Annotated in this window: 18 protein-coding genes and 1 pseudogene; 8 read left to right on the top strand and 11 right to left on the bottom strand. The window is 62.8% G+C overall.

From position 1 onward, the window contains the following. Positions 1–34 precede the first annotated feature (34 nt). From G3572_RS19585 to G3572_RS22195, 4 genes are read left to right on the top strand one after another with little or no spacing between them, the layout of a single operon-like run. Positions 35–529 (top strand): multiubiquitin domain-containing protein, encoded by a 495-nt coding sequence (locus G3572_RS19585; protein ID WP_164615082.1) that lies wholly within the window; start codon positions 35–37, stop codon positions 527–529. Further along, positions 526–906: an E2/UBC family protein gene (locus tag G3572_RS19580; RefSeq protein WP_164615080.1), complete on the top strand. Its 381-nt coding sequence runs from the start codon at positions 526–528 to the stop codon at positions 904–906. Before G3572_RS19585 ends, G3572_RS19580 begins: the two co-directional genes overlap by 4 nt. Beyond that, positions 906–2,303, top strand: a complete 1,398-nt coding sequence (locus G3572_RS19575) for a ThiF family adenylyltransferase (protein WP_205518823.1) — start codon at positions 906–908, stop codon at positions 2,301–2,303. The genes G3572_RS19580 and G3572_RS19575 overlap by 1 nt, the downstream gene beginning before the upstream one ends. Beyond that, on the top strand, positions 2,303–2,701 hold the full coding sequence (locus G3572_RS22195; protein ID WP_240335649.1) for a ubiquitination-like system serine protease family protein: 399 nt from the start codon (positions 2,303–2,305) through the stop codon (positions 2,699–2,701). The genes G3572_RS19575 and G3572_RS22195 overlap by 1 nt, the downstream gene beginning before the upstream one ends. Here G3572_RS22195 and G3572_RS19570 read toward each other — a convergent pair. From G3572_RS19570 to G3572_RS19550, 5 genes are all read right to left on the bottom strand, one after another. Then, complete coding sequence (locus G3572_RS19570; RefSeq protein WP_164615076.1) at positions 2,662–3,597, bottom strand: ImmA/IrrE family metallo-endopeptidase; 936 nt, start codon at positions 3,595–3,597, stop codon at positions 2,662–2,664. The genes G3572_RS22195 and G3572_RS19570 overlap by 40 nt on opposite strands. Before the next feature lie 29 nt (positions 3,598–3,626). Continuing rightward, entirely contained in the window at positions 3,627–4,106 is a 480-nt protein-coding gene (locus tag G3572_RS19565; RefSeq protein ID WP_164615074.1) for a helix-turn-helix domain-containing protein, read from the bottom strand. An 11-nt stretch (positions 4,107–4,117) separates the two neighbouring features. Continuing rightward, the gene (locus G3572_RS19560) at positions 4,118–4,741 is read right to left on the bottom strand and encodes a GNAT family N-acetyltransferase (RefSeq protein ID WP_164615072.1); all 624 of its coding nucleotides are present in this window, start codon (positions 4,739–4,741) and stop codon (positions 4,118–4,120) included. Continuing rightward, complete coding sequence (locus tag G3572_RS19555) at positions 4,738–4,947, bottom strand: ribbon-helix-helix protein, CopG family (RefSeq protein ID WP_153480835.1); 210 nt, start codon at positions 4,945–4,947, stop codon at positions 4,738–4,740. Before G3572_RS19555 ends, G3572_RS19560 begins: the two co-directional genes overlap by 4 nt. Positions 4,948–5,106: 159 nt before the next feature. Beyond that, positions 5,107–5,511, bottom strand: coding sequence for a single-stranded DNA-binding protein (locus tag G3572_RS19550; RefSeq protein WP_164615070.1), 405 nt, complete (start codon positions 5,509–5,511; stop codon positions 5,107–5,109). Positions 5,512–5,938: 427 nt separating this feature from the next. On the opposite strand from G3572_RS19550, the gene G3572_RS19545 reads away from it, so the two are divergent. The 3 genes from G3572_RS19545 to G3572_RS19535 all read left to right on the top strand — a co-directional run bounded on the left by G3572_RS19545 (position 5,939) and on the right by G3572_RS19535 (position 8,560). Then, a complete protein-coding gene (locus tag G3572_RS19545) occupies positions 5,939–6,259 on the top strand; it encodes an H-NS histone family protein (protein WP_164615068.1) in 321 nt (106 codons plus the stop codon). Between the two features lie 367 nt (positions 6,260–6,626). Beyond that, positions 6,627–7,328 carry a hypothetical protein gene (locus G3572_RS19540; protein WP_164615067.1) on the top strand — a complete coding sequence of 234 codons (702 nt, stop codon included), beginning with the start codon at positions 6,627–6,629 and terminating at the stop codon, positions 7,326–7,328. Positions 7,329–7,360: 32 nt separating this feature from the next. Further along, the gene (locus G3572_RS19535) at positions 7,361–8,560 is read left to right on the top strand and encodes a helix-turn-helix domain-containing protein (protein WP_164615065.1); all 1,200 of its coding nucleotides are present in this window, start codon (positions 7,361–7,363) and stop codon (positions 8,558–8,560) included. 23 nt (positions 8,561–8,583) lie between these two features. Here G3572_RS19535 and G3572_RS19530 read toward each other — a convergent pair whose 3' ends face one another. The 3 genes from G3572_RS19530 to G3572_RS19520 all read right to left on the bottom strand — a co-directional run bounded on the left by G3572_RS19530 (position 8,584) and on the right by G3572_RS19520 (position 15,291). Further along, positions 8,584–9,519 carry a DUF2493 domain-containing protein gene (locus tag G3572_RS19530; RefSeq protein ID WP_164615063.1) on the bottom strand — a complete coding sequence of 312 codons (936 nt, stop codon included), beginning with the start codon at positions 9,517–9,519 and terminating at the stop codon, positions 8,584–8,586. A 363-nt stretch (positions 9,520–9,882) separates the two neighbouring features. Further along, positions 9,883–10,914, bottom strand: a complete 1,032-nt coding sequence (locus tag G3572_RS19525) for a DUF7146 domain-containing protein (RefSeq protein WP_164615060.1) — start codon at positions 10,912–10,914, stop codon at positions 9,883–9,885. A 3-nt stretch (positions 10,915–10,917) separates the two neighbouring features. Next, positions 10,918–15,291: a bifunctional class I SAM-dependent methyltransferase/DEAD/DEAH box helicase gene (locus G3572_RS19520; protein ID WP_164615058.1), complete on the bottom strand. Its 4,374-nt coding sequence runs from the start codon at positions 15,289–15,291 to the stop codon at positions 10,918–10,920. Between the two features lie 305 nt (positions 15,292–15,596). Between G3572_RS19520 and G3572_RS19515 the strand changes: the two genes are divergently transcribed. After that, complete coding sequence (locus G3572_RS19515; RefSeq protein ID WP_164615056.1) at positions 15,597–15,893, top strand: hypothetical protein; 297 nt, start codon at positions 15,597–15,599, stop codon at positions 15,891–15,893. Between the two features lie 7 nt (positions 15,894–15,900). On the opposite strand, the gene G3572_RS19510 is transcribed toward G3572_RS19515, so the two are convergent. From G3572_RS19510 to G3572_RS19500, 3 genes and pseudogenes are all read right to left on the bottom strand, one after another. Then, positions 15,901–16,767 carry an Eco29kI family restriction endonuclease gene (locus G3572_RS19510; protein ID WP_164615054.1) on the bottom strand — a complete coding sequence of 289 codons (867 nt, stop codon included), beginning with the start codon at positions 16,765–16,767 and terminating at the stop codon, positions 15,901–15,903. After that, positions 16,767–17,972 (bottom strand): DNA cytosine methyltransferase, encoded by a 1,206-nt coding sequence (locus G3572_RS19505; RefSeq protein WP_240335648.1) that lies wholly within the window; start codon positions 17,970–17,972, stop codon positions 16,767–16,769. Before G3572_RS19505 ends, G3572_RS19510 begins: the two co-directional genes overlap by 1 nt. A gap of 26 nt (positions 17,973–17,998) precedes the next feature. After that, positions 17,999–18,121, bottom strand: a pseudogene (locus G3572_RS19500) (antitoxin of toxin-antitoxin stability system); the annotation flags it as partial. Between the last annotated feature and the right edge of the window lie 99 nt (positions 18,122–18,220).

Here is an 18,220-nt window from a genome sequence, read left to right as displayed (position 1 = left end):
GGGCCTCACTGCCTAACAGGCATAGGAGGCCAATATGGCAGCAGAGCAGAACGGACACGACAACGGTACCTTCCACATTAGCGTGGGCGATGCCGAGCTGAATTTCCGGCCGGTACAGATCGACGATCCGGTTCCGACCGGCCGGCAGATCCTCGAAGCCGCCGGCGTGCGCATCCCCGAGGAACATCTGGTGTTCCAGCTCCTGCGGGACGGCGAGCTCGAAGAGCTGCGCCAGGACGAGACGACCGATCTGCGCGGCGGTCGGGCTGAGCGCTTCCTGATCTTTCCGGGGGCCGAGTCCTTTCGGATCGAACTGGACGGCCAGGTGCTGGAATGGGGTGCCTGCGCGATCAGCGGGCGGGTGTTGAAGACGATCGCAAAGGTCGATCCGAAGACCTACGGCGTCTGGCTTGAAGTGCGCGGCGCCGAGGATCGGCCGATCGGCGACACCGAGCTGGTGCGGCTCGATGGCAAGGGGCTGGAACGCTTCTTCACGGGCATCAGCCAGACTACGGAGGGTGGGGCATGAGCTTCCTCCCGACAGCCGACCGGCGCTATCTTGAGGAGCGGGGGCTGGCCTTCCGGGAAGTGGACGATGGCGGCCGGAAGGGCGTCATCCTTCCCGGCTTCGCCCTGCCGGCGGCGAAATTTCAGGTTGTCGAAGCCGATATCCTGATCCTCCTTCCGTGCGGCTATCCCGACACGGCGCCAGACATGTTCTACGCGCTGCCCTGGCTGAGCCTCGTGCGATCCAGCCGCTATCCCAACTGCGCGGATCAGCCCCAGCAGTTTGAGAGTCAAAATTGGCAGCGCTGGTCCCGACATAATAATAACTGGCGGCCGGGCATCGACGGCATCTGGACCATGCTCAAGCGGGTCGAACAGGCGCTGCAGGAGGCCGCGTGATGCAGATTGATGTGACTCTGCAGGCGCGTCATGCAACGGCGCTGCGCGAATTGCTCCAGCGTCCGGACGGGATCGAGGCCGCGGCCTATGTCATGTTTGGGCGCAACGTCGTCGGGATTGACCCGTGGTCCCGTCGCCGGCGGCTTCGGCTGGTTTCTCATCAAGTCGTTCCGGTGCCGGCGGGCGACGAGATTTCGGCGAGCCCCCGCCATGTTACCTGGTCGACTGCAACCTTCGTCAGTCTGTGTCGGCAGGCGGCCTACCGGGGTCTAGTGCCAGCGATCGTGCACAGCCATCCTGCCGGCATGCGGGCCTTTTCGCGGCAGGACGACGTCAACGAGCGCGATCTCTACCGGTTGCTGCGCAACCGTAACGGTACTGACGCGATTATGGCGAGCGTGTTGCTCGCCGGCGACGATCATTTCATGGCGCGTGCCTGGTTCGATGACAAGGAACCGGTCGCGGCCGAAATCGTTCGGAGCATCGGCTCCCGGCTGCTCCATTTCGGCGGCGAGTCCGGCGCCTCGAACGCGGCACTGGTGCGGCAAGCACTGTTGTTCGGCGAAGCGGTTAACAACCGTCTAGCATCGATGCGGGTAGGCATCGTCGGCTGCGGAGGCACAGGCAGCGCCACGGCGATGCTGTTGGCCCGGCTCGGCGTCGGTCAGCTCGCCTTGTTTGACGACGATATCGTCGAAATTTCCAATCTGAATCGCCTCCATGGCGCACGCCGGGCGGATGCCGACGCCATGCGGCCAAAGGTCGAGGTGCTCGCGCGCGAGATCACGGAATTGGGCCTCGGCGTGCGTGTCCACACCCATCGCGGCTGGATCGAGAATGAAGCCGCGCGGGATGCGCTCAAGGCCTGCGACGTGATCTTCGGCTGCACGGATGACCATGCAGGCCGGCTGTTTCTCAATCGCTTTTCGCATTTCTATCTGATCCCGGTCATCGACATGGGACTTGCCATCGAGCCGGCGTCGGCTGACATGCGGGACATGTCGGCGCGGGTCACTGTGCTTACGCCGGGCGCACCCTGCCTCTCCTGCCGGGGCGTTGTCGACCCCAAAGCCGCGAGCGAGGAGGCGCTGCGTCGGGCAGCGCCGGAAGAATACGAGCGACAGAAGCGCGAGGCCTATGTCCGCGGCGGTCAGAATCCGGCGCCGGCCGTGGTGACCTTTACGACCGAAACTGCGACGCTCGCCGTCAATGAGCTGCTGCAGGGCCTGACCGACTATCGCGGGGAAGGGGGCTGGGCCTGGGAGCGTGTTCGGCGGCTGGACCGCGGCATCGAGCGGAAGCGCGGCGCTATCCGGTCACCGCACTGTCCGATTTGCGCGCGCGAGGACTATTGGGGCCGGGGCGACATGGACCCCTTCATGGATCGGATCGGCTGATGCGCATCTTTAGCCACCTTTGCCGCTGGACTGCCGAGCGGTGCCGGTTGATCGGTCGCACCGATCTGGTCGCGCGGGTCAGCCCCCGGCATCCATCACCGGACCAGCTCCAGACGGGGTCACTGGTCGTCGTGCGTGATGGCACCCTCGATAAATGGGCCTGTTTCCGCTGTCCGGGAGGGTGCGGCGAGAAGATTCAGCTCTCCCTGAACCAGGCGCGGCGACCCCGTTGGGCGGTGCGTTTCGACTGGCTGCTGCGGCCGACCATCGAACCCTCAGTGCGCCAGCTCAATGCCTGCCGCTGCCACTTCTGGGTCAAGCGGGGCCAAGTCCATTGGTGTCACGATAGCGGTCACCGTCAGGTGCCGAAACGGACCAACGGCGCGTGGGGACGTTGATAGACCCCGAGAGTGAGCGCCTGGTAGCTGTTGCTGAAACTCTCGAAGCGGAAGACGTGGGCATCGCCATTGTCGTCGGTGAGCACAATTTCGGCTTCGCCGAGCGGACCGGCCCGACGTGGCTGGCAATAGCCGGAGACGAGCTCGAAAACCTCGACTTCGTCGACCCCGCTGAAGCCGGCGGCAAAGGCCGGCGAGCGCACCAAATGTTCGCAGGGAGTGGCCGCATCGAAATCGGCCGATCGACGCACCGGGTGCGGATGGTCGGAAATCATGCCGACAATCGGTACAGACGCGCCCCAAGTCTCAATAGAGCGCCAAAATGTCGTGGTGTAGGTGTTGCCAAAGACCGGCTTGAGCGCGCGCACGGCTTCGATGGAGGGTGCGTGGTCGCGGGCTTCGACGGTGAAGCGGTCCCGGAGGAAAAGCAGTCGACTGGCCGCGAAATTGGCTTCGGCCTCAACTTGGTCATGGCAGTTCTGGTTCAGGGTGAAGCGATCGTCGCCGAGCATAGCCCCTTCATGCCAGGGGATGATACTGTGGCCGATCTCGTGCGCCTCGTGCCAGCGGTGCTTCAGTTCGGGTTGCGACTGATCGAGCAGAATACGCTTGTTGTCAGGTAGATAGAGTGCCCGCAAATCGAATTTGGCGACAGCCTCGAAGAAGAGCATAGGACGCCGGATGATCTGCTTGCTCGCCATGCGCATGCGGCTGATAACCTCATCAGCAAGCGAGGGATCGTCTTTCCGGAAATAGGTCAGATCGAGCGACAGCAGATCGCGGACGACCCGGAGGTCGAGCGGTGGTTCGGGATTCCCGAGACGCGCCAAGACGCGCTCGACGCGTTCGTCGATTTCCTGCTGTGTTTTGCGTCTCAGGATGTAGTTCCGAGCCATCGTCAATTCCCCAGGCCGCCGGCCGCCCGTTACTTCGCCTTGTCGCGCAGAACGGAAACGAGGCCGTCAAAGGCGGCCTGCTCCTCGGCTGTCAGGGCTGTGATGGCCGTAGACCGTGCCGCATAACGGACAGCTTCCTCCATGGCATGTGTGTCCTTCGGCGAAGCCAGCCCCGCCAGCTCCATCAGTCGAGCCTGCGATACATCGAAGACCTCGGACAGCCGCCAGATCGTGCGCAGCTCCGGCTCGTGACCGCCGTCCTGCTCGATGCTCATCAGCTCGCCGACCTCGATATGGGCGTCATCGGCGAGCTTTTCGATCGACCAGCCACGCTGGCGACGCGCCATGTTGACAAAGCGGGCGAAGGCCAGACGGGTTTCTTCGCCGCGGAGCCAAAAGGTTTCGTCCGGCACATGGGGACGGGCGGAAAGGGGGCCTGCGCCGGGCGTCGACGTCTCATCGAGCGCCGCCCTGGCGAGGGCCCAGTCAGCAGTCGTGCTGTAGGTCATTGCGCTTCTCCTCATAAGAACGTCCTGGCTCGCTCCGTCGTGATCTCGAAATAGGGTAGCAGCCCACGATATTCATTCGGATTGGTGCCAAGATTGATGAAGCCGCAGCGCTCGTAGAAGGTGACCGCCTGCGGCAAGGAATGAAGGCCGACACGACCGTGGAAGCCTTCGTCGAAGCTCCTCTGGATTGCGGTTCGGATTAGCACCTGACCAATGCCGCGATAAAGCGGTGGATCGGCATAGGGTTCGTTCCAGTTCCAGGGAGCGATTTCGAGGTAGTCGACATAAACCAGCGGCTTGCCCATCTGATCGTCGAGGCGCGCCATGCGGCTCGCCAGATCGAGCCGCATCATGCCCTGGGTCACATCCCGGCATACGACGCTGTAACCCGTGTGGCCGAGCAGTCCGCGCACTTCGTCGATCTTTGCGCGCCAGTCCCAATGCCAGCTCTGCGGCCAGTCGAGACCCTGCCGGGTTACCCCATTGTCGGCAAGCCGCCGGAGATAGCCCTCCAGGGTTCTTCGCCACTGGAATTGCCAATCCAACAGCTGTCGTTCGCCGATCGTATCGAGCAATTCAGCCTCAACTGGCTGCCGTGAGGACACATCAATGATAAAGACGGAATACGATGTCATAGCATCATGATCTCCGACTTCTCTCTGGTCTGGTCGTCCTCGAAGTATAGCTTGCCGCCACGCTCCACCCGGGTGTCGATCATCTGGTAAAGTCGCAGCGCCTGCCGCATCAGGCCGGTCTTGCTGAGATCCTTCTTGGCGCACAAGGCCTCTAGGGCGCTCATCTCAGCCTCCGTGAGGTTGAGCGTCATGGTCTTCTTGCTCATGTCGATCCTCATTGAACGCATGTTTTCTAGCTGTTTCGCATTCATCTGTCAAGTAAAGAATAGCTAAAACATAGCTACTATCTATCGGCCGCAACTGCGTCGGACAATTCAAAGCCCGGCGGGTTTCCGCGCCGGGCCCGAGAGGGGAGACCCCGTTCATCAGAACGGGATTTCGTCGTCGCGATCGACCAGTTCGGGAGCATCGCCCTCGGTCGCCTTGGGGCGGCTGAGGAAGTCGACCTTCTCGGCAATGATTTCGCAGCCGTAGCGGTCGACGCCCGCCGCATCGGTCCACTTCGTGTAGTGGATGCGGCCCTGGACCAGGACCTTCATGCCCTTCTCGCAGTTCTCGGCGACCGACTTGCCGAGCCCGTTGAAGCATGTGATGCGATGCCATTCGGTGTCCATCACACGGTAGCCGTGCTCGTCGCGGACCGCGCGGTCTTCCGAGAGGCGGGGGCGCGAGGTGGCGAGGGTGAAGTGGGTGATCTTCGTGCCGCCTTGCGTGGTGCGGGCTTCCGGGGCCTGACCGATGTTGCCGGCGAGGATGACGATGTTCTGCATGGTGGTTCTCCTAGATTTCGCTGAAGGGACCATCCCTTCGACAAGACCCGTCAGAAGCCTGTCGGGAGACGTCCGCACGGCTGGGCCATGGACCAGACGGAAACCCCCGAGGGCCCGGGGTGGCGCGGGCAGGACGCTTTGCGGCCAACACGGCCAGGGCAGGAGTTGGGGTTGCGGGCAGGAAACCGAACAGACTTAGGGGATTGTCAGTCGAAGGGGAGGTGCCTCAGCCGGATCACAGGGGGAGAAACCCAAGCAGACACGCTCAGACCGATCTCCTCCGGCAATGTCAGGCCCAGGAGGAACCATCCCGGGAATGGAGCATGGGATCACCACGCCCCCTACCCAAGCCCCCTGCCCCGCTCGTCTCCTGCCGCGCGGGCTCGGCACGACTACGCCTGCGGTATTGAATCAACCGGAGCACCCGATGCCTGATTTCAACCTGGCGGCCATGTCGCTCGCAGAACTGCGCGATTTGCAGAAGTCCGTGGCCAAGGCCATTTCCACCTTCGAAGTACGGCAAAAGGCGGAGGCCCGCGAAAAGGTCGAGATGCTCGCCAAAGAGCTCGGCTTCACTCTTGCCGAACTGGCAGGACTGGGGGAGCCGAAACGCAAGCGGTCGCCCTCGACTAAAACCTTCCGACATCCGGAGAACCCGACCCTCACCTGGTCCGGGCGGGGACGCAAGCCGGGCTGGTTTGCCGCCCATGTCGATCCAGGCAATAACCCCGATGACCTGCTCGGCTGAACGCGGGGAACGGGGGCGGTCGGACTACCCCCAAAGATATGCCTCCCCCGTTTGAAAGAATTGCTGACAACGCGTCGGCGCGGTGTCTATTTCATTCCAGCCGACGGACAACTGAAATGCTTGGAGGGGTGAAGTCTGGCGGCTTCAGAGTGAGCCTCGGCCCCCAACCAAACTGAAAGGGCGTAAACCAACCGCAGAGCACAACAAATAGCGCAAATCTCACTAGGATGCCTATATCTTGGCACTTTGGGCGCGCCAGACTCAGACTTGATGTGTGACCCGCCCGTGCGCTCCCTTGCTTTACGCAAAAAAATGGCATATCTTTCCTTCATAACGCAATCACAGAATCGCGCGAACGGGTGCTCGAATGGCAGACTTCGATTGGAAACATCTTCTGAAACGCGGCCTGATCCTCGCGTTGGAGGATCGGACGCGGGCGGAAACGTTGAAGGCTTCCCTGCTGGTGCGCGACCATGCTGGGCTGGACAAGAAGCGCGCGCGCGAACTCGAAGGCCAGGCGCGTTTTCGGATGGTGGAGCAAGGCTTCGAAGAGGTCTGCGTCCTTTTCGGCGGTCAGCCGCTTGTTGGTGGTGTCATCCCGAACAGCAGCCTGAAGATCTTCCAGCCGTTCATGCGGTTCGGCGGTGATGGCCCGGGTGTCATCTTTGGCCTCGCCGCGATGCCCGAACGCAGCAAGTTGCCGAACAAGAACCGTTCCCGTCTGGCCGGTGTGACGCTGAACTTCAATCTGACCCCAAGTTTTGACTTCGACGGCAGCGGCCCGAAGCCCGGGGATATCTTCGTCCTCTTCTTGGTTGCACGTGACCGCGAACAGTCTGGCAAACTGGATGAGATTGCGATTGGCGTGATTGATGCGATCTACGAGCAGTTTCTGTTTTACGAACGCCTTGACAAGTTCCTTGCTGATGATGCCGATGCCGCTGAACCGGTCCCCGCTTCGATTGTGTCGCCGTCCGAGACCGGGCTGGTGCGCTTGAAGGCGAAGGTGAAACCGTTTGTCCCCCCCGAGTCGCCGCCGGAGGTGGACGACGAAACAGGGAAGGCATGATCGGTTTCTTGCGATACCGGCGGGAGGATTGAATGCGCGTAGGAACGCCTGGCTTCGTGCCAGAACGCCTAGCGGAAGTGCGGGCTGCTCGGCGAATTTTGAGCATGAAGGAGCTTGCACAAATGATTGGGGTTTCACCCAGTGCAGTGTCACGCTGGGAAAGCGGCACCCATGCTCCCGATGCAGAGGCGCTCACCGCCCTGGCGCGTGAACTTCGTGTGCGTAGGGAGTATTTTCTGCGACCTGTCCATACCAGTGAACACCCGATGTTTTCTCGCTCGCTCTCCAGTGCCCTGAAGCGCGACACGTCGTACCAGGACGCCCAGATGCAGTGGCTGCAGGAAATCTCTGCGGTCTTGCAGCATTATGTGGATTTTCCGGCGGTCGACATTCCTGATGTCATGAAGGGTCTAGCCTATCGCCAACTGCGTGATGAAGACATCGAGGGCATCGCACAGGAATTGCGATCCCATTGGCGGCTTGGCCAAGGTCCGATCATCGACATGGTGGCGTTGCTTGAACGAGTCGGCTGTGTGGTTGGCTCCATCGAGATGGGAACGTCGAAGCTGGACGGGCTATGCAGCTGGTCACTGGGTGACGAACGCCCGCATATCATGCTCGCGACTGACAAGATGTCCCTGCCTCGTCGTCAAATGGACGCCGCACACGAACTTGGTCATGCGATCCTGCACAAGGGGGTTAGGCACGAAGAGCTGAAGTCCGATCTCAAAGAGATCGAACGTCAGGCTTTCCGTTTTGCCAGTGCATTCCTAATGCCCGAGACGACCTTCGTGCATGAAGTGCAGCATTATTCTTTGGCAGGGCTCCTGTCCGTAAAAGAGCGGTGGCGGGTTTCAGTGAAGGCGCAAATCAGGCGGCTTCTGGACCTCGAAGTCATCCCGGAGCACTACGGCACGCAGCTCTACAAGAGCTATTCAGCGAACGGCTGGAACAAGGTGGAGCCGCTGGATCGCGAGTGGCCAGTTCCCGAGCCGGCGGTCTTGCGCAACGCGCTTAGCCTGATCGTCGAATCCGGAACTCGGACCAAGGAAGATTTGCTTGCCGTCGAGTTCACAATGCATCCAGGCGACATCGAGAACCTGACCGGGCTTCCACCAGGGTGGTTCAACCGGCAAGAAGCTAGCGTTGTCCAACTATCGTTGAAGCAGGATGCCGCGAAGCCGCATAGTGACGCTCCTGCAGGAGAAGTCGTACCGTTCGCCCGGCGCTGATCTTCTAACTGAGAGAAGGGGGCTCACGCCCCCTTCTCGAATCTCATGACCGGGATGCCCAGCTTCTTGGCCTTGTCAGCGAGGTTCTCCTGAATGCCGTTGCCCGGGAAAACGAGGACGCCCACGGGCAGGACATCCAGCATGGCGTCGTTGCGCTTGAAGGGTGCGGCCTTGGCGTGCTTGGTCCAGTCCGGCTTGAAGGCCACCTGCGTCACGCCCCGGGCATCGGCCCATTTGGCGGCGATGAGTTCGGCGCCCTTCACGCCACCACCGTGGAGAAGGACCATGTCGGGATACTTGGTCCGGACCTGATCGAGCTTGCCCCAGATCAGGCGGTGATCGTTGAAGTCGGTCCCACCGGTGAGGGCAACCTTGGGACCAGCGGGGAGCATCACCTCGGTCTCGGCACGACGCTTGGCGGCCAGGAAGTCGCGGCTGTCGATCAGGGCGGCGGTCAGGTGCTGATGGTTCACCTTTGAGCCGGTGCGGGGCCGCCAGGTCGAGCCTGTGTGGTGCCAGAACTCGGAGGCGGCGTGATCGCGCATCATGTCCATGCAGTTCCGCCGTTCGGTGAGGGTCAGGCCCTCGGCCGTCAGACGCTCAAGTTCGGTGGATTTCACCTCGGAGCCGTCCTGCTCGCGCTGAAGGCGGCGCTGCGCCTGCTCATTGTCGTCGAGCGACCGTTCGATCCGGGCGGTGGCGCGGTGGAAGAGGTTGACCTGGCCCCAGAGCACTTCTTCGAGGTCGGGTTCCATGCGGGTGTCGGCCAGGCTCGCGACGAGGGCGTCGAAGATATCGGCGACGGCACCCCGGAGGCGGTCTGCGTCGGGCATCGGGCGGGGATCGGGCTCGTCTTCGAAGGGGCGGTAGCCGTAGAGCTGCAGCTCCTCCAGCGCATGGGCCGTCTGGGATGCGGTGTGGGCGGGTTCATACGCGTCGTCGTGGGTGTGGATCGTCATCGGTTCTTGCCTCCGGGCCTGTCTGGTCCGCGCGTCATCCCGCGCGGCCTTCATGGGCTGCGGAAGCCGTCACGGGGGACGCCCCTTCACCCCCTTTCGGGGCCGGAACGCATGTGGAGGAGTACGGGGGGCGGCTGATTTGCTTCGCGATGCAAAGGCGGCTCTGCCGCCGGCGGAAATCAGTCGCTCCCCGTCCTTGAAGGGGCGGCCTCTTTGACGGCCGCCTGCCCATCTCTTGAAGGCCGCTCGGGGGCCGGGTGGATGAGATTGCCCGGGAAGAGGCAAAAGGCGACAATCCACAGCCACGACAGGACTGCAGGACCCCTGCCCCGCTGTCCCCGACCGCCCCCGGCGTGATGCTGCTCAGCCTGACAGGCGCTTCCGATCCTCGAGCCCGATCTGCTCTGCCAGATGTTGGCGCAGTGCCTCCTTGCTGTTCGCCCGGAGATCATCGTTGAAATCCCCAAGCTGCGGTTCCAGCACCCGAACGGCAATCCCAACCTCAGTGGCTCTGGCGTTCAACCTCTCTGCCGCACGTTGCCCCGCCGGATCGCGGTCGATAGCGATGTAGAGGCGCTGCACTCCCTCCGGCAGCAGGACCGCCCCAAGGTGACTGGACGACAGCGCCGCCCAGACGGGAAGGTCCGGCATTGCCTCGACAAGGGACAGCATGGTCTCGATGCCCTCACCGACCACGAGGATGTCGTCATGCGGGGTCAGCTTGACGGCATTGCCGAGGAGGTGACCCATGGCACGCCGCTGCGTCTCGACAGCCGCCTTCCCCTGTCCGTCAGGTGCCAGCCAGGTGCGATGCACGCCCTGCAAGGCCCCTGCCCCATCGGTGACCGCCGCGATCAACGCCGGTCTGGGCAGGCTTCGGGTCTGGCCCTCATCCCGATGCCAGCACTTCGGGTGGAAGCGCAGGGCGCTCATCATGCCGCCTCGGGTCAGGCCCCGGGAGCGGAGGTAGGTGTCGGCAAGCGTGCCAGCGACCGGCACCGAGGCTGCGAACAAACTCGCCACCGCCGCTGGCGTGCCACCTGAGGCTTTGGCCTTCTTCGGCGCAGGAGTATCCGGGAGGACCGGCTGCGGACGGCCCAGATGCGCCCGGGCTTCAGCCAGAAGATCGGGAAAGCGCGAGATCCCGGTCCTCTCGCGGATGATGTCGAGGAGATCGCCATGCTCGCCCGTGGCGCCGTCGGTGAACTTGCCAGCAGCGCCCGGCCCCGACGCGGGCCCGGTCAGCCGCACGAAGAGCGATCGGCCTGGGTTGTTCTGTAGATCGCCCACGATCCAGTAGGACCCTTCCCGCCGTCCGGCGGAAAGGTAAGCGCGACAGACGCCTTCGGCGTTCTCCGCTAGTGCTCGGATCAGTTCGTCGGTTTCGGAATACATGGCTCAACAACCCCCGCGTGCATGTAGTCCCGTCACAGGACAACGTGCAAGCAGACGATCCAGCACGGCAATGCCGCCCGAGTCCGTTGGGCAGAAGAGACGCAGCTTCCAAGCGATGATCTCCGAGAAGAAGCCATCTGCCTTGAGGCGGTCCTTCGCCGCATCCGTGAAGCCGGATAGCTCGATCCGGTTCACGCCCATGACGCGAGACCGGTGCAACTCCATCCCTTCGGCCAAGCGCACCACGGCCTTGCCCTCGAGAACAAGGGCATGAACTTGTGCGGCTGTCAGCTGCGGCGCGTCAGCCGCCAGCGTGGTCGCGACCCAGGCGGGTGAGACGCGGCGGCCGATGATGCGCTGGCCGTCGTCGGTCTGCAGCCGGTAGACGCGGGTTTCATCTTGGGGGAGTTGCTTCCAGATCGGCAGCAAGAGCCCCGCCACGATATGCAGCGTGGCTTCCGAGAACTCCGGCACCTCGGCCAGTTCCGCGGTCCAGGCAGCGGTGAAGGCTGCGCGGTCAGCCTCCAGCCAGTGGGTGTCGTCCATCATTCTGGCCGGAAGCGTGCTTGCCTCCGTCGGGCGGATCAGCCGCAAGCGGGGCTCGATGGTGCCGTCGTCCAGCATCAAGCTGGTGGCGGGCACCTGCACCGCGGCACGGCCCGAGCGGCTGTTGACCAGCAGGCGTGCCTTCGGGTCGTCGAGCCAGTCCAGAGCATCGGCGAGGGAGGTCGGCGTGTTGCGCCGCTTTTCCGCGATAGTGAGGAGTTGGGTTTCCGCACCGGAGCCGGGATGGGTGTAGATCACCCGCGCATCGGTGACGCGGAAGCTCTCGGCGCGCAGCGTTTCGAGCCCGAGGTCGTAGACCCCGGCGGCGATAGCGCCCTCGATCCGTTGATCGAGGAGTTCCTCGAATGCGGAGAACAGGACCGCCTGCATGTCGATGGTCAGCGCGAGCAGGCGATTGAGGAAGGTGGTGATCGGCGGCAGGTCATCCTTCAGACCGTTGTCATCGGTCAGGCTGAGGCCGGTGGCATCCTCAAACGCCCCGAGCGAGCAGCCTGCCACATCGCCGCGATAGATGCGGCGGTAAAGCTGGCGCAGGGCATCGCGGGCGTAAGGCGATTCGAGGTTGTCTTCCGGGCGGAACAGCCCCTGCCCTCCGGTCTGGCGCTGGCCGCGCGTGATGGCACCCAGCGTGTCGAGGCGGCGGGCGATGGTTGAAAGGAACCGCTTTTCCGCCTTTACATCCGTGGCCACCGGCCGGAAGAGCGGCGGTTGCGCCTGATTGGTGCGGTTGGTGCGGCCGAGGCCCTGGATCGCCGCATCGGCCTTCCAGCCGGGTTCCAGAAGGTAGTGGACCCGCAGTCGTTGGTTCTTCGCGCCAAGATCGGCGTGATAGCTGCGTCCCGTGCCACCCGCATCCGAGAAGATCAGGATGCGCTTCTGGTCATCCATGAAGGCGGCGGTCTCAGACAGGTTGGCGGAACCGGCCCGGCTTTCGACGACGAGGCGCGCGGCAGCGCCCTCGCCCTTCCGCACGATGCGGCGCGAGCGGCCCGTGACCTCGGCCACGAGATCGGTGCCGAAGCGCTGGACGATCTGGTCAAGCGCCCCCGGCACTGGAGGCAACGAGGCCAGCTTCTCGATCAGCGCGTCGCGCCTACGGGCGGCCTCGCGACATTCTACTGCCTGGCCGTCGCGCACCACAGGCCGCGAGGAGAGATTGCCCTCGCTGTCGGTGAAGGGCTCGTAAAGCTGCACCGGAAAGGAATGGGCGAGGTAGTCGAGGACGTATTCCCGCGGGGTGATGTCGACGCGGATGTCGTTCCACTCCTCGGTCGAGATCTCTGAGAGGCGGCGCTCCATCAGCGCCTCGCCCGTCGAGACGATCTGGATGACGGCTGCGTGGCCTGCCGCGAGATCAGCCTCGATGGATGCGATCAGCGTGGGGGTTTTCATCGAGGTCAGCAGATGGCCGAAGAAGCGCTGCTTGGCGAATTCGAAGGCCGAACGGGCAGCGGACTTGGCCTGGCGGTTCAGCGTGCCATTCTCACCCGTAATGTTTGCCGCTTCCATCGCAGCGGCGAGATTGTTGTGGATGATGGCAAAGGCCCCGGCATAGGCATCGTAGATGCTGCGCTGCTCGGGGGTTAGCGCATGTTCCAGCATCTCGTATTCGACGCCATCGTAAGAAAGCGACCGAGCGGTGTAGAGGCCGAGCGAGCGCAGGTCGCGGGCCAAGACCTCCATCGCAGCGACGCCGCCCGCTTCGATGGCTTGCACGAATTCCGCCCGTGTCGCGAACGGAAAATCCTCGCCGCCCCAGAGGCCGAGCCGCTGCGCATAGGCCAGGTTGTGCACCGTCGTGGCTCCCGTGGCAGAGACGTAGACCACGCGGGCATTGGGCAACTTGTGCTGCAGGCGCAGGCCCGCCCTGCCCTGCTGCGAGGCCTCCGTATCGCCGCGCTCGCCCTTGGACCCTGCGGCATTGGCCATGGCATGGCTTTCATCGAACAGGATTACTCCGTCGAAATCTGCCCCGAGCCAGTCGACAATCTGGTCGACGCGGGATTTCTTGGCCCCGCGCTCTTCCGAGCGCAGCGTGGCGTAGGTCGTGAAAAGGATGCCCTCAGTCAGCGGGATTTCGCGCCCTTGCGCGAAACGCGAGAGCGGCGTCACCAACAGACGCTCTTGCCCAAGTGCGGACCAGTCGCGTTGCGCATCTTCCAGCAGCTTGTCGCTCTTCGAGATCCAGAGCGCCTTGCGGCGACCTTGGCACCAGTTGTCGAGCAAGATCCCGGATGACTGGCGGCCCTTGCCCGCCCCGGTGCCATCGCCAAGGAAGAAGCCGCGGCGGAAGCGGACAACGTCCGCCAAACCATCAGGCGCGGCCGAGACTATTTCGCCGGTTTCATCGACGGTCCACGACCCCGCGAGATGCGCGCCGTGCGCCTCACCCGCATAGATCACGGTTTCGAGTTGGGCATCAGACAGGAGGCCGTCGCGCAACACGGCAGCAGGCAGTTTCGGGCGGTAGGTCGGTTTCGGGGGCGCGACCGAGGCCATGGCCGCCGATTGCACCAGCTTGGTCGGATGCGGGGCCGCGCCGGGGACGTCGACCGCCTGCAAGCGGAAGGTTTCATAGATCGCATCTGACAGACGCGTAGCGCTGTCGTCTTCGGTCACCTCGCGGGGGACATAGGCAAGGTTTTCGGCGTCGATCTGCGTGTTCGCACCGAAAGACGAGGCCGAAGCAGAAGCCCGAGATTTGTTGACGGTGGCCTTCGCGGCACGGGCAGGAATTCCCGGGAAGGGGGAAGAACGGTCCTGCCCGGCCGAGGTAGCGCGCATGAGTTCAAGGCGCGGCGGAACTTCGGTGGTGATCCGGGCCAGCAGATGCGCCACATCGGGAGCGATGGACCGGGCGAGGTCGGCCGTGATGCCACCCGTTTCGCCGCCACGACATTTGTCAAAGACCGAAATCCGTGTCTCGAAACTGGTGCCGTGCTTGGCGAAGGCACCGCCAGACACCGAGCCGGTGAAGACTAGGTGCGCTGTCTCGGTCAGGCGGGTGAAGGTCTCGGACCAGGCTGGTGCATCGGGTGCGAAACTCGCGCCAGTGATGGCGACCAACCGCCCACCCGGCGCAAGGCGTGCGAGCGCCGAACGCAGATGCCGCGCCGTCGCCTCGGAGCTGCGGCTGTCGACATTGGCCACAGCCGAGAAGGGTGGGTTCATCAGGATGACGCTCGGGCGCAGTCCGGTGTCGAGATGGTCGTCAATCTGCGCAGCGTCAAAGCAAGTGACGGGGCGACCCGGAAACAAGAGCCGCAGAAGATCGGCGCGGGTGTCGGCCAGTTCGTTCAGCACAAGGCCGCCGCCCGCATTCTCCGCGAGGATCGCCAGAAGCCCGGTCCCGGCCGAAGGTTCCAGGACCAGGTCACGGGGCGTGATCTGCCCTGCCGCCAGAGCCGCGAGCCCCATGGGCAAGGGCGTCGAGAACTGTTGGAAGCGCTCCATCTCCTCCGACCGCCGGGTGTGGGTGGGCATGAGGCCAGTCACCTTGGTGAGGATCGGCAGCAACGCCGCAGGCGAGCCCGTCCGGGCCAGCAGCGCGCGGCCGAATTTCCTCAGAAAGAGGACGAGTGCCACTTCGCCCGCTTCATAGGCGAGCTTCCAGTCCCAGACGCCGTCGGCATCGGAGCCGCGAAAGGCGCGCTCCAACTCAAGCCGCAAACGCTGCGCATCGATCTGAGCGCCTCTCGCCAGATCAGGCTGAAGCGCTTCGGCGACGGTCAGGATGCGGGAAGCCCTCGTGGACGGGGACGGCACGGCAAAGGGTGCCGCCGCCAAGGTCACAGCGGAAAGATCGTTCATCAGGGAAACCTCAAGAGAGCCGGAAGGGTCAGTCCCGCGCGGCGCTCTCTCTCACCCGCCGGAACCTGACCCCTTCTGGCCGCCCTCTCCCTCCCCTTCCCCTTCTTGCGCCAGGGACTATCGCCCGCATGGTGGGAGACTGCCAAGGCTGGCTCCCGTCCGAAGGACCAAGGCCCGGTCCCGGCGGCACGCCGGGAGGTGCCCACCCGAATTCCGCCTCCCTCGGTTTCTCAGGCCCCGCCAGCGTTGAATATGTTCCTGTTATGTTCTATATATAGAGAGCGACGAGCCAAGGGAGATACCCGATGGAAAGCACCACCTTTGCCCTGCCCTCCACGCCGAAACAGATCGCCTATGCGCGATCACTGGCACTCCGTAACCAGACGCTTCTGCCTTGGGAGGTCCAACAGGACCGACGCACCCTCAGCGCCTGGATCGAGGTCCAGGCAAACCTGAAGCCAGTCTCCGAATTGGGCCGTCTGCCGTCGTCCAAGCAGGTCGCTTTTGCCGAACGGCTCGCCCGTATCAAGCGTCGCGCAGTGCCGGATGAATGCTTCCGCGACAAGGGGCTCATGTCGAAGTGGATCGACGGCAACCGGTGATCGAGGGCTAGTCTTCGCTTAGGACTTCGTCCTCTGGGTCTGCCCCCAGTTGATCGGCGCGCCTGATCCCGGCGGCAAACGCAGCAAAGACATCTTCCGTCCGCTTGAAGATCGTGGCCTCAGCGAAGTGTTTAGCGACTTCCGCCCGGATTTCGTCGGCGGTCTTTGCCTCAGTGTTCGCGTCAGCCCATTTCCGGCCGGGGTGCAACGTGTCCCAAGGAGACTTGTTGTTTGCGCGAGTTTCCGCGCTGTCGCCATGCTTGCCGATACCAAACAGAATCCGCGTCTCGTTGTTCCAGATTGGCTTGAACAACCTGATCAGGTGACTTTCGGCTGCCGCTTGGTAACCACTCTGAACCGCCAGTGCTCGGCACTCGAAATCGGCGATGTCGAGGGTGGTGCTCGCCTTGCCAATGCTCTTGCGGTGTTCATTCAGTCGATCCGCAAGCTTTGTACCCTGCTCGATCAGGGTCTTCGCATTCGCATTCGGGTCGGCCTTGCCGACATAGATTGGCGTTTCTGTGCGAGAAATGGGAGCGTACAGGTCTGCATCGCCAGTGTAATAGATCGCGTAAACGCCGGCGCCGTAGAATTTGGTCAAGTCCTTCAGGGCTTGCCGTTCTTGCGCGATGAGCGCCAAGGCGACGAAATGCCCAATCAGCCTGGGTTCGGTCGGATCGAAGAAGGAATCCGGCATGCGCACAGGATCGATTTCTCGGCTGAGCGCATCAAGGCTGTCCTTCATCAACGAAATCGATGTCAGGAGTTTTCCTCGAGTGACGGAACTGATCCCACCCTGGAGAACGGCTTGCCGAAGCTCCTCGATCTTCTGGGCAGTCTGCTCCGCCTTATCGAGTTCCTGACGTTTTGCCATCAGGCGGTCGCTTTCAGTTTTTCCATAACGCTGACACCAACCTGCCGCGCCAGCTCAACGGGCACCGCATTGCCAAGCTGACGCATGCATTCGGTCCAAGCCCCATGAAGGCGATACTCATCGGGGAAGGTCTGGATCCGGCAGCTCTCCCTGACGGTAAAATACCTCACAGCCCCATTCGGCAGACGAACCATATTTTCGCCGCCAGGAACACCATGCACTCCAGCTTTCAAGGTCTTGGCCGGCTCGTCAATGTAGCTGCCGGTATGGCCGGGATAAGCCTTGGCACCCGGCTGGAAGCGATGATCATAGATTCCAGACGCATGTCTTCCAGTTGGATCCGGCAGGTCCGCAATGGCGTCACGCGTTGTACGCCACGGCTTCGCGGTGGGCTTCTCGTCTCTGGACAGCCGCCTCGCGGTTACCTGCGAACGCCCTTCGAGGACACGATCAGACTTTGCGACCCTGTGGCGATCCCAATAGTCGCCAAAGACTTGGTCCCAGATCAGGCTTTCCTGTGTGTGGCCGCCGCTCTCAGGGGCCCAACGCGCGTCAACATCGTCGCGGAACCCAACGAATACCACCCGTTCCCGCCTCTGCGGCACACCAAAATTGGCGGCGTTCAAAAGCTTGGTCACAACCTTGTAGTGAAGCCCCGGCCGGGACTTTGAGGTGTGGTGCTGTTGCAGCCTGCGAAGATGATCCTGCCATGCTTCCTCAGACTGGGCGATCAACTCAGGATGTTCGAGCTGAAGCTGGACGTAGGAGAAATAGTCGTGAAAACTTGCGCGGGTGAGACCCTTAACGTTCTCGAAGATGAAGGCTCGTGGCCGGGCTTCCCTGACAGCGCGGACGGCCTGGGGGAACATATCCCGAGCATCGTCATAGGCACGGTGTCGCCCACCGAGAGAGAACGGCTGGCACGGTGGTCCGCCAGAGATGAGATCGACTCTGCCCTCATAGATGGTGAAATCAACCTTTCGGACATCGCCCTCGATGACGTTCCAATCTCCACCGTCTTTTGACAGCGTCGAATGGTTCTGGCGGAGCGTGTCACAGCACCACTTGTTGAACTCAACCACGGCTCGGGGTTTGAAGCCAGCAGCGGAGAGCCCTATTCCAAGGCCACCAGCCCCTGCGAAAAGCTCGAGGGAAGTCCCCAACATGTTGATACTCTCCCTGCCTGTTCTGCGTTTTTGCATCATGTGCCGAAATCCTTCAAGAACTGATATCACCCGAACCGCCGTCCGGTGTCGGTGAAGGTGTACTGATTGATCACGATCCCCTCCTCGATCGCCTCATTCGAGGTGAGATGGTCATATTCGGCCTGAAGCTGGCGGTAGAGCCAGCGGGCCGACAACGATTCATTATGCACCTCATTCTAAGTGTTTGTAATCATTGGAAGTGTAGTTTGCCGGGGATCGCGACACGGGGCATTTCGGTGCCTCAGGGC

This window comes from Pseudotabrizicola algicola, assembly GCF_010915705.1.
Classification (GTDB): domain Bacteria; phylum Pseudomonadota; class Alphaproteobacteria; order Rhodobacterales; family Rhodobacteraceae; genus Pseudotabrizicola; species Pseudotabrizicola algicola.
Note: the sequence above shows the minus strand (reverse complement) of the source record. Positions and strands in the feature narration are given on the sequence as shown.

Excerpts from the sequence above, each read along its gene's own strand:
- G3572_RS19585 (WP_164615082.1), top strand. The coding sequence starts at position 35 with ATGGCAGCAGAGCAGAACGGACACGACAACGGTACCTTCCACATTAGC.
- G3572_RS19520 (WP_164615058.1), bottom strand. The coding sequence starts at position 15,291 with ATGAACGATCTTTCCGCTGTGACCTTGGCGGCGGCACCCTTTGCCGTG.
- G3572_RS19505 (WP_240335648.1), bottom strand. The coding sequence starts at position 17,972 with ATGATGCAAAAACGCAGAACAGGCAGGGAGAGTATCAACATGTTGGGG.
- G3572_RS19565 (WP_164615074.1), bottom strand. The coding sequence starts at position 4,106 with ATGACCTACAGCACGACTGCTGACTGGGCCCTCGCCAGGGCGGCGCTC.
- G3572_RS19530 (WP_164615063.1), bottom strand. The coding sequence starts at position 9,519 with ATGACGATCCACACCCACGACGACGCGTATGAACCCGCCCACACCGCA.
- G3572_RS19540 (WP_164615067.1), top strand. The coding sequence starts at position 6,627 with ATGGCAGACTTCGATTGGAAACATCTTCTGAAACGCGGCCTGATCCTC.
- G3572_RS19545 (WP_164615068.1), top strand. The coding sequence starts at position 5,939 with ATGCCTGATTTCAACCTGGCGGCCATGTCGCTCGCAGAACTGCGCGAT.
- G3572_RS19575 (WP_205518823.1), top strand. The coding sequence starts at position 906 with ATGCAGATTGATGTGACTCTGCAGGCGCGTCATGCAACGGCGCTGCGC.
- G3572_RS19510 (WP_164615054.1), bottom strand. The coding sequence starts at position 16,767 with ATGGCAAAACGTCAGGAACTCGATAAGGCGGAGCAGACTGCCCAGAAG.
- G3572_RS19570 (WP_164615076.1), bottom strand. The coding sequence starts at position 3,597 with ATGGCTCGGAACTACATCCTGAGACGCAAAACACAGCAGGAAATCGAC.
- G3572_RS19580 (WP_164615080.1), top strand. The coding sequence starts at position 526 with ATGAGCTTCCTCCCGACAGCCGACCGGCGCTATCTTGAGGAGCGGGGG.
- G3572_RS22195 (WP_240335649.1), top strand. The coding sequence starts at position 2,303 with ATGCGCATCTTTAGCCACCTTTGCCGCTGGACTGCCGAGCGGTGCCGG.
- G3572_RS19525 (WP_164615060.1), bottom strand. The coding sequence starts at position 10,914 with ATGTATTCCGAAACCGACGAACTGATCCGAGCACTAGCGGAGAACGCC.
- G3572_RS19550 (WP_164615070.1), bottom strand. The coding sequence starts at position 5,511 with ATGCAGAACATCGTCATCCTCGCCGGCAACATCGGTCAGGCCCCGGAA.
- G3572_RS19560 (WP_164615072.1), bottom strand. The coding sequence starts at position 4,741 with ATGACATCGTATTCCGTCTTTATCATTGATGTGTCCTCACGGCAGCCA.
- G3572_RS19555 (WP_153480835.1), bottom strand. The coding sequence starts at position 4,947 with ATGAGCAAGAAGACCATGACGCTCAACCTCACGGAGGCTGAGATGAGC.
- G3572_RS19515 (WP_164615056.1), top strand. The coding sequence starts at position 15,597 with ATGGAAAGCACCACCTTTGCCCTGCCCTCCACGCCGAAACAGATCGCC.
- G3572_RS19535 (WP_164615065.1), top strand. The coding sequence starts at position 7,361 with ATGCGCGTAGGAACGCCTGGCTTCGTGCCAGAACGCCTAGCGGAAGTG.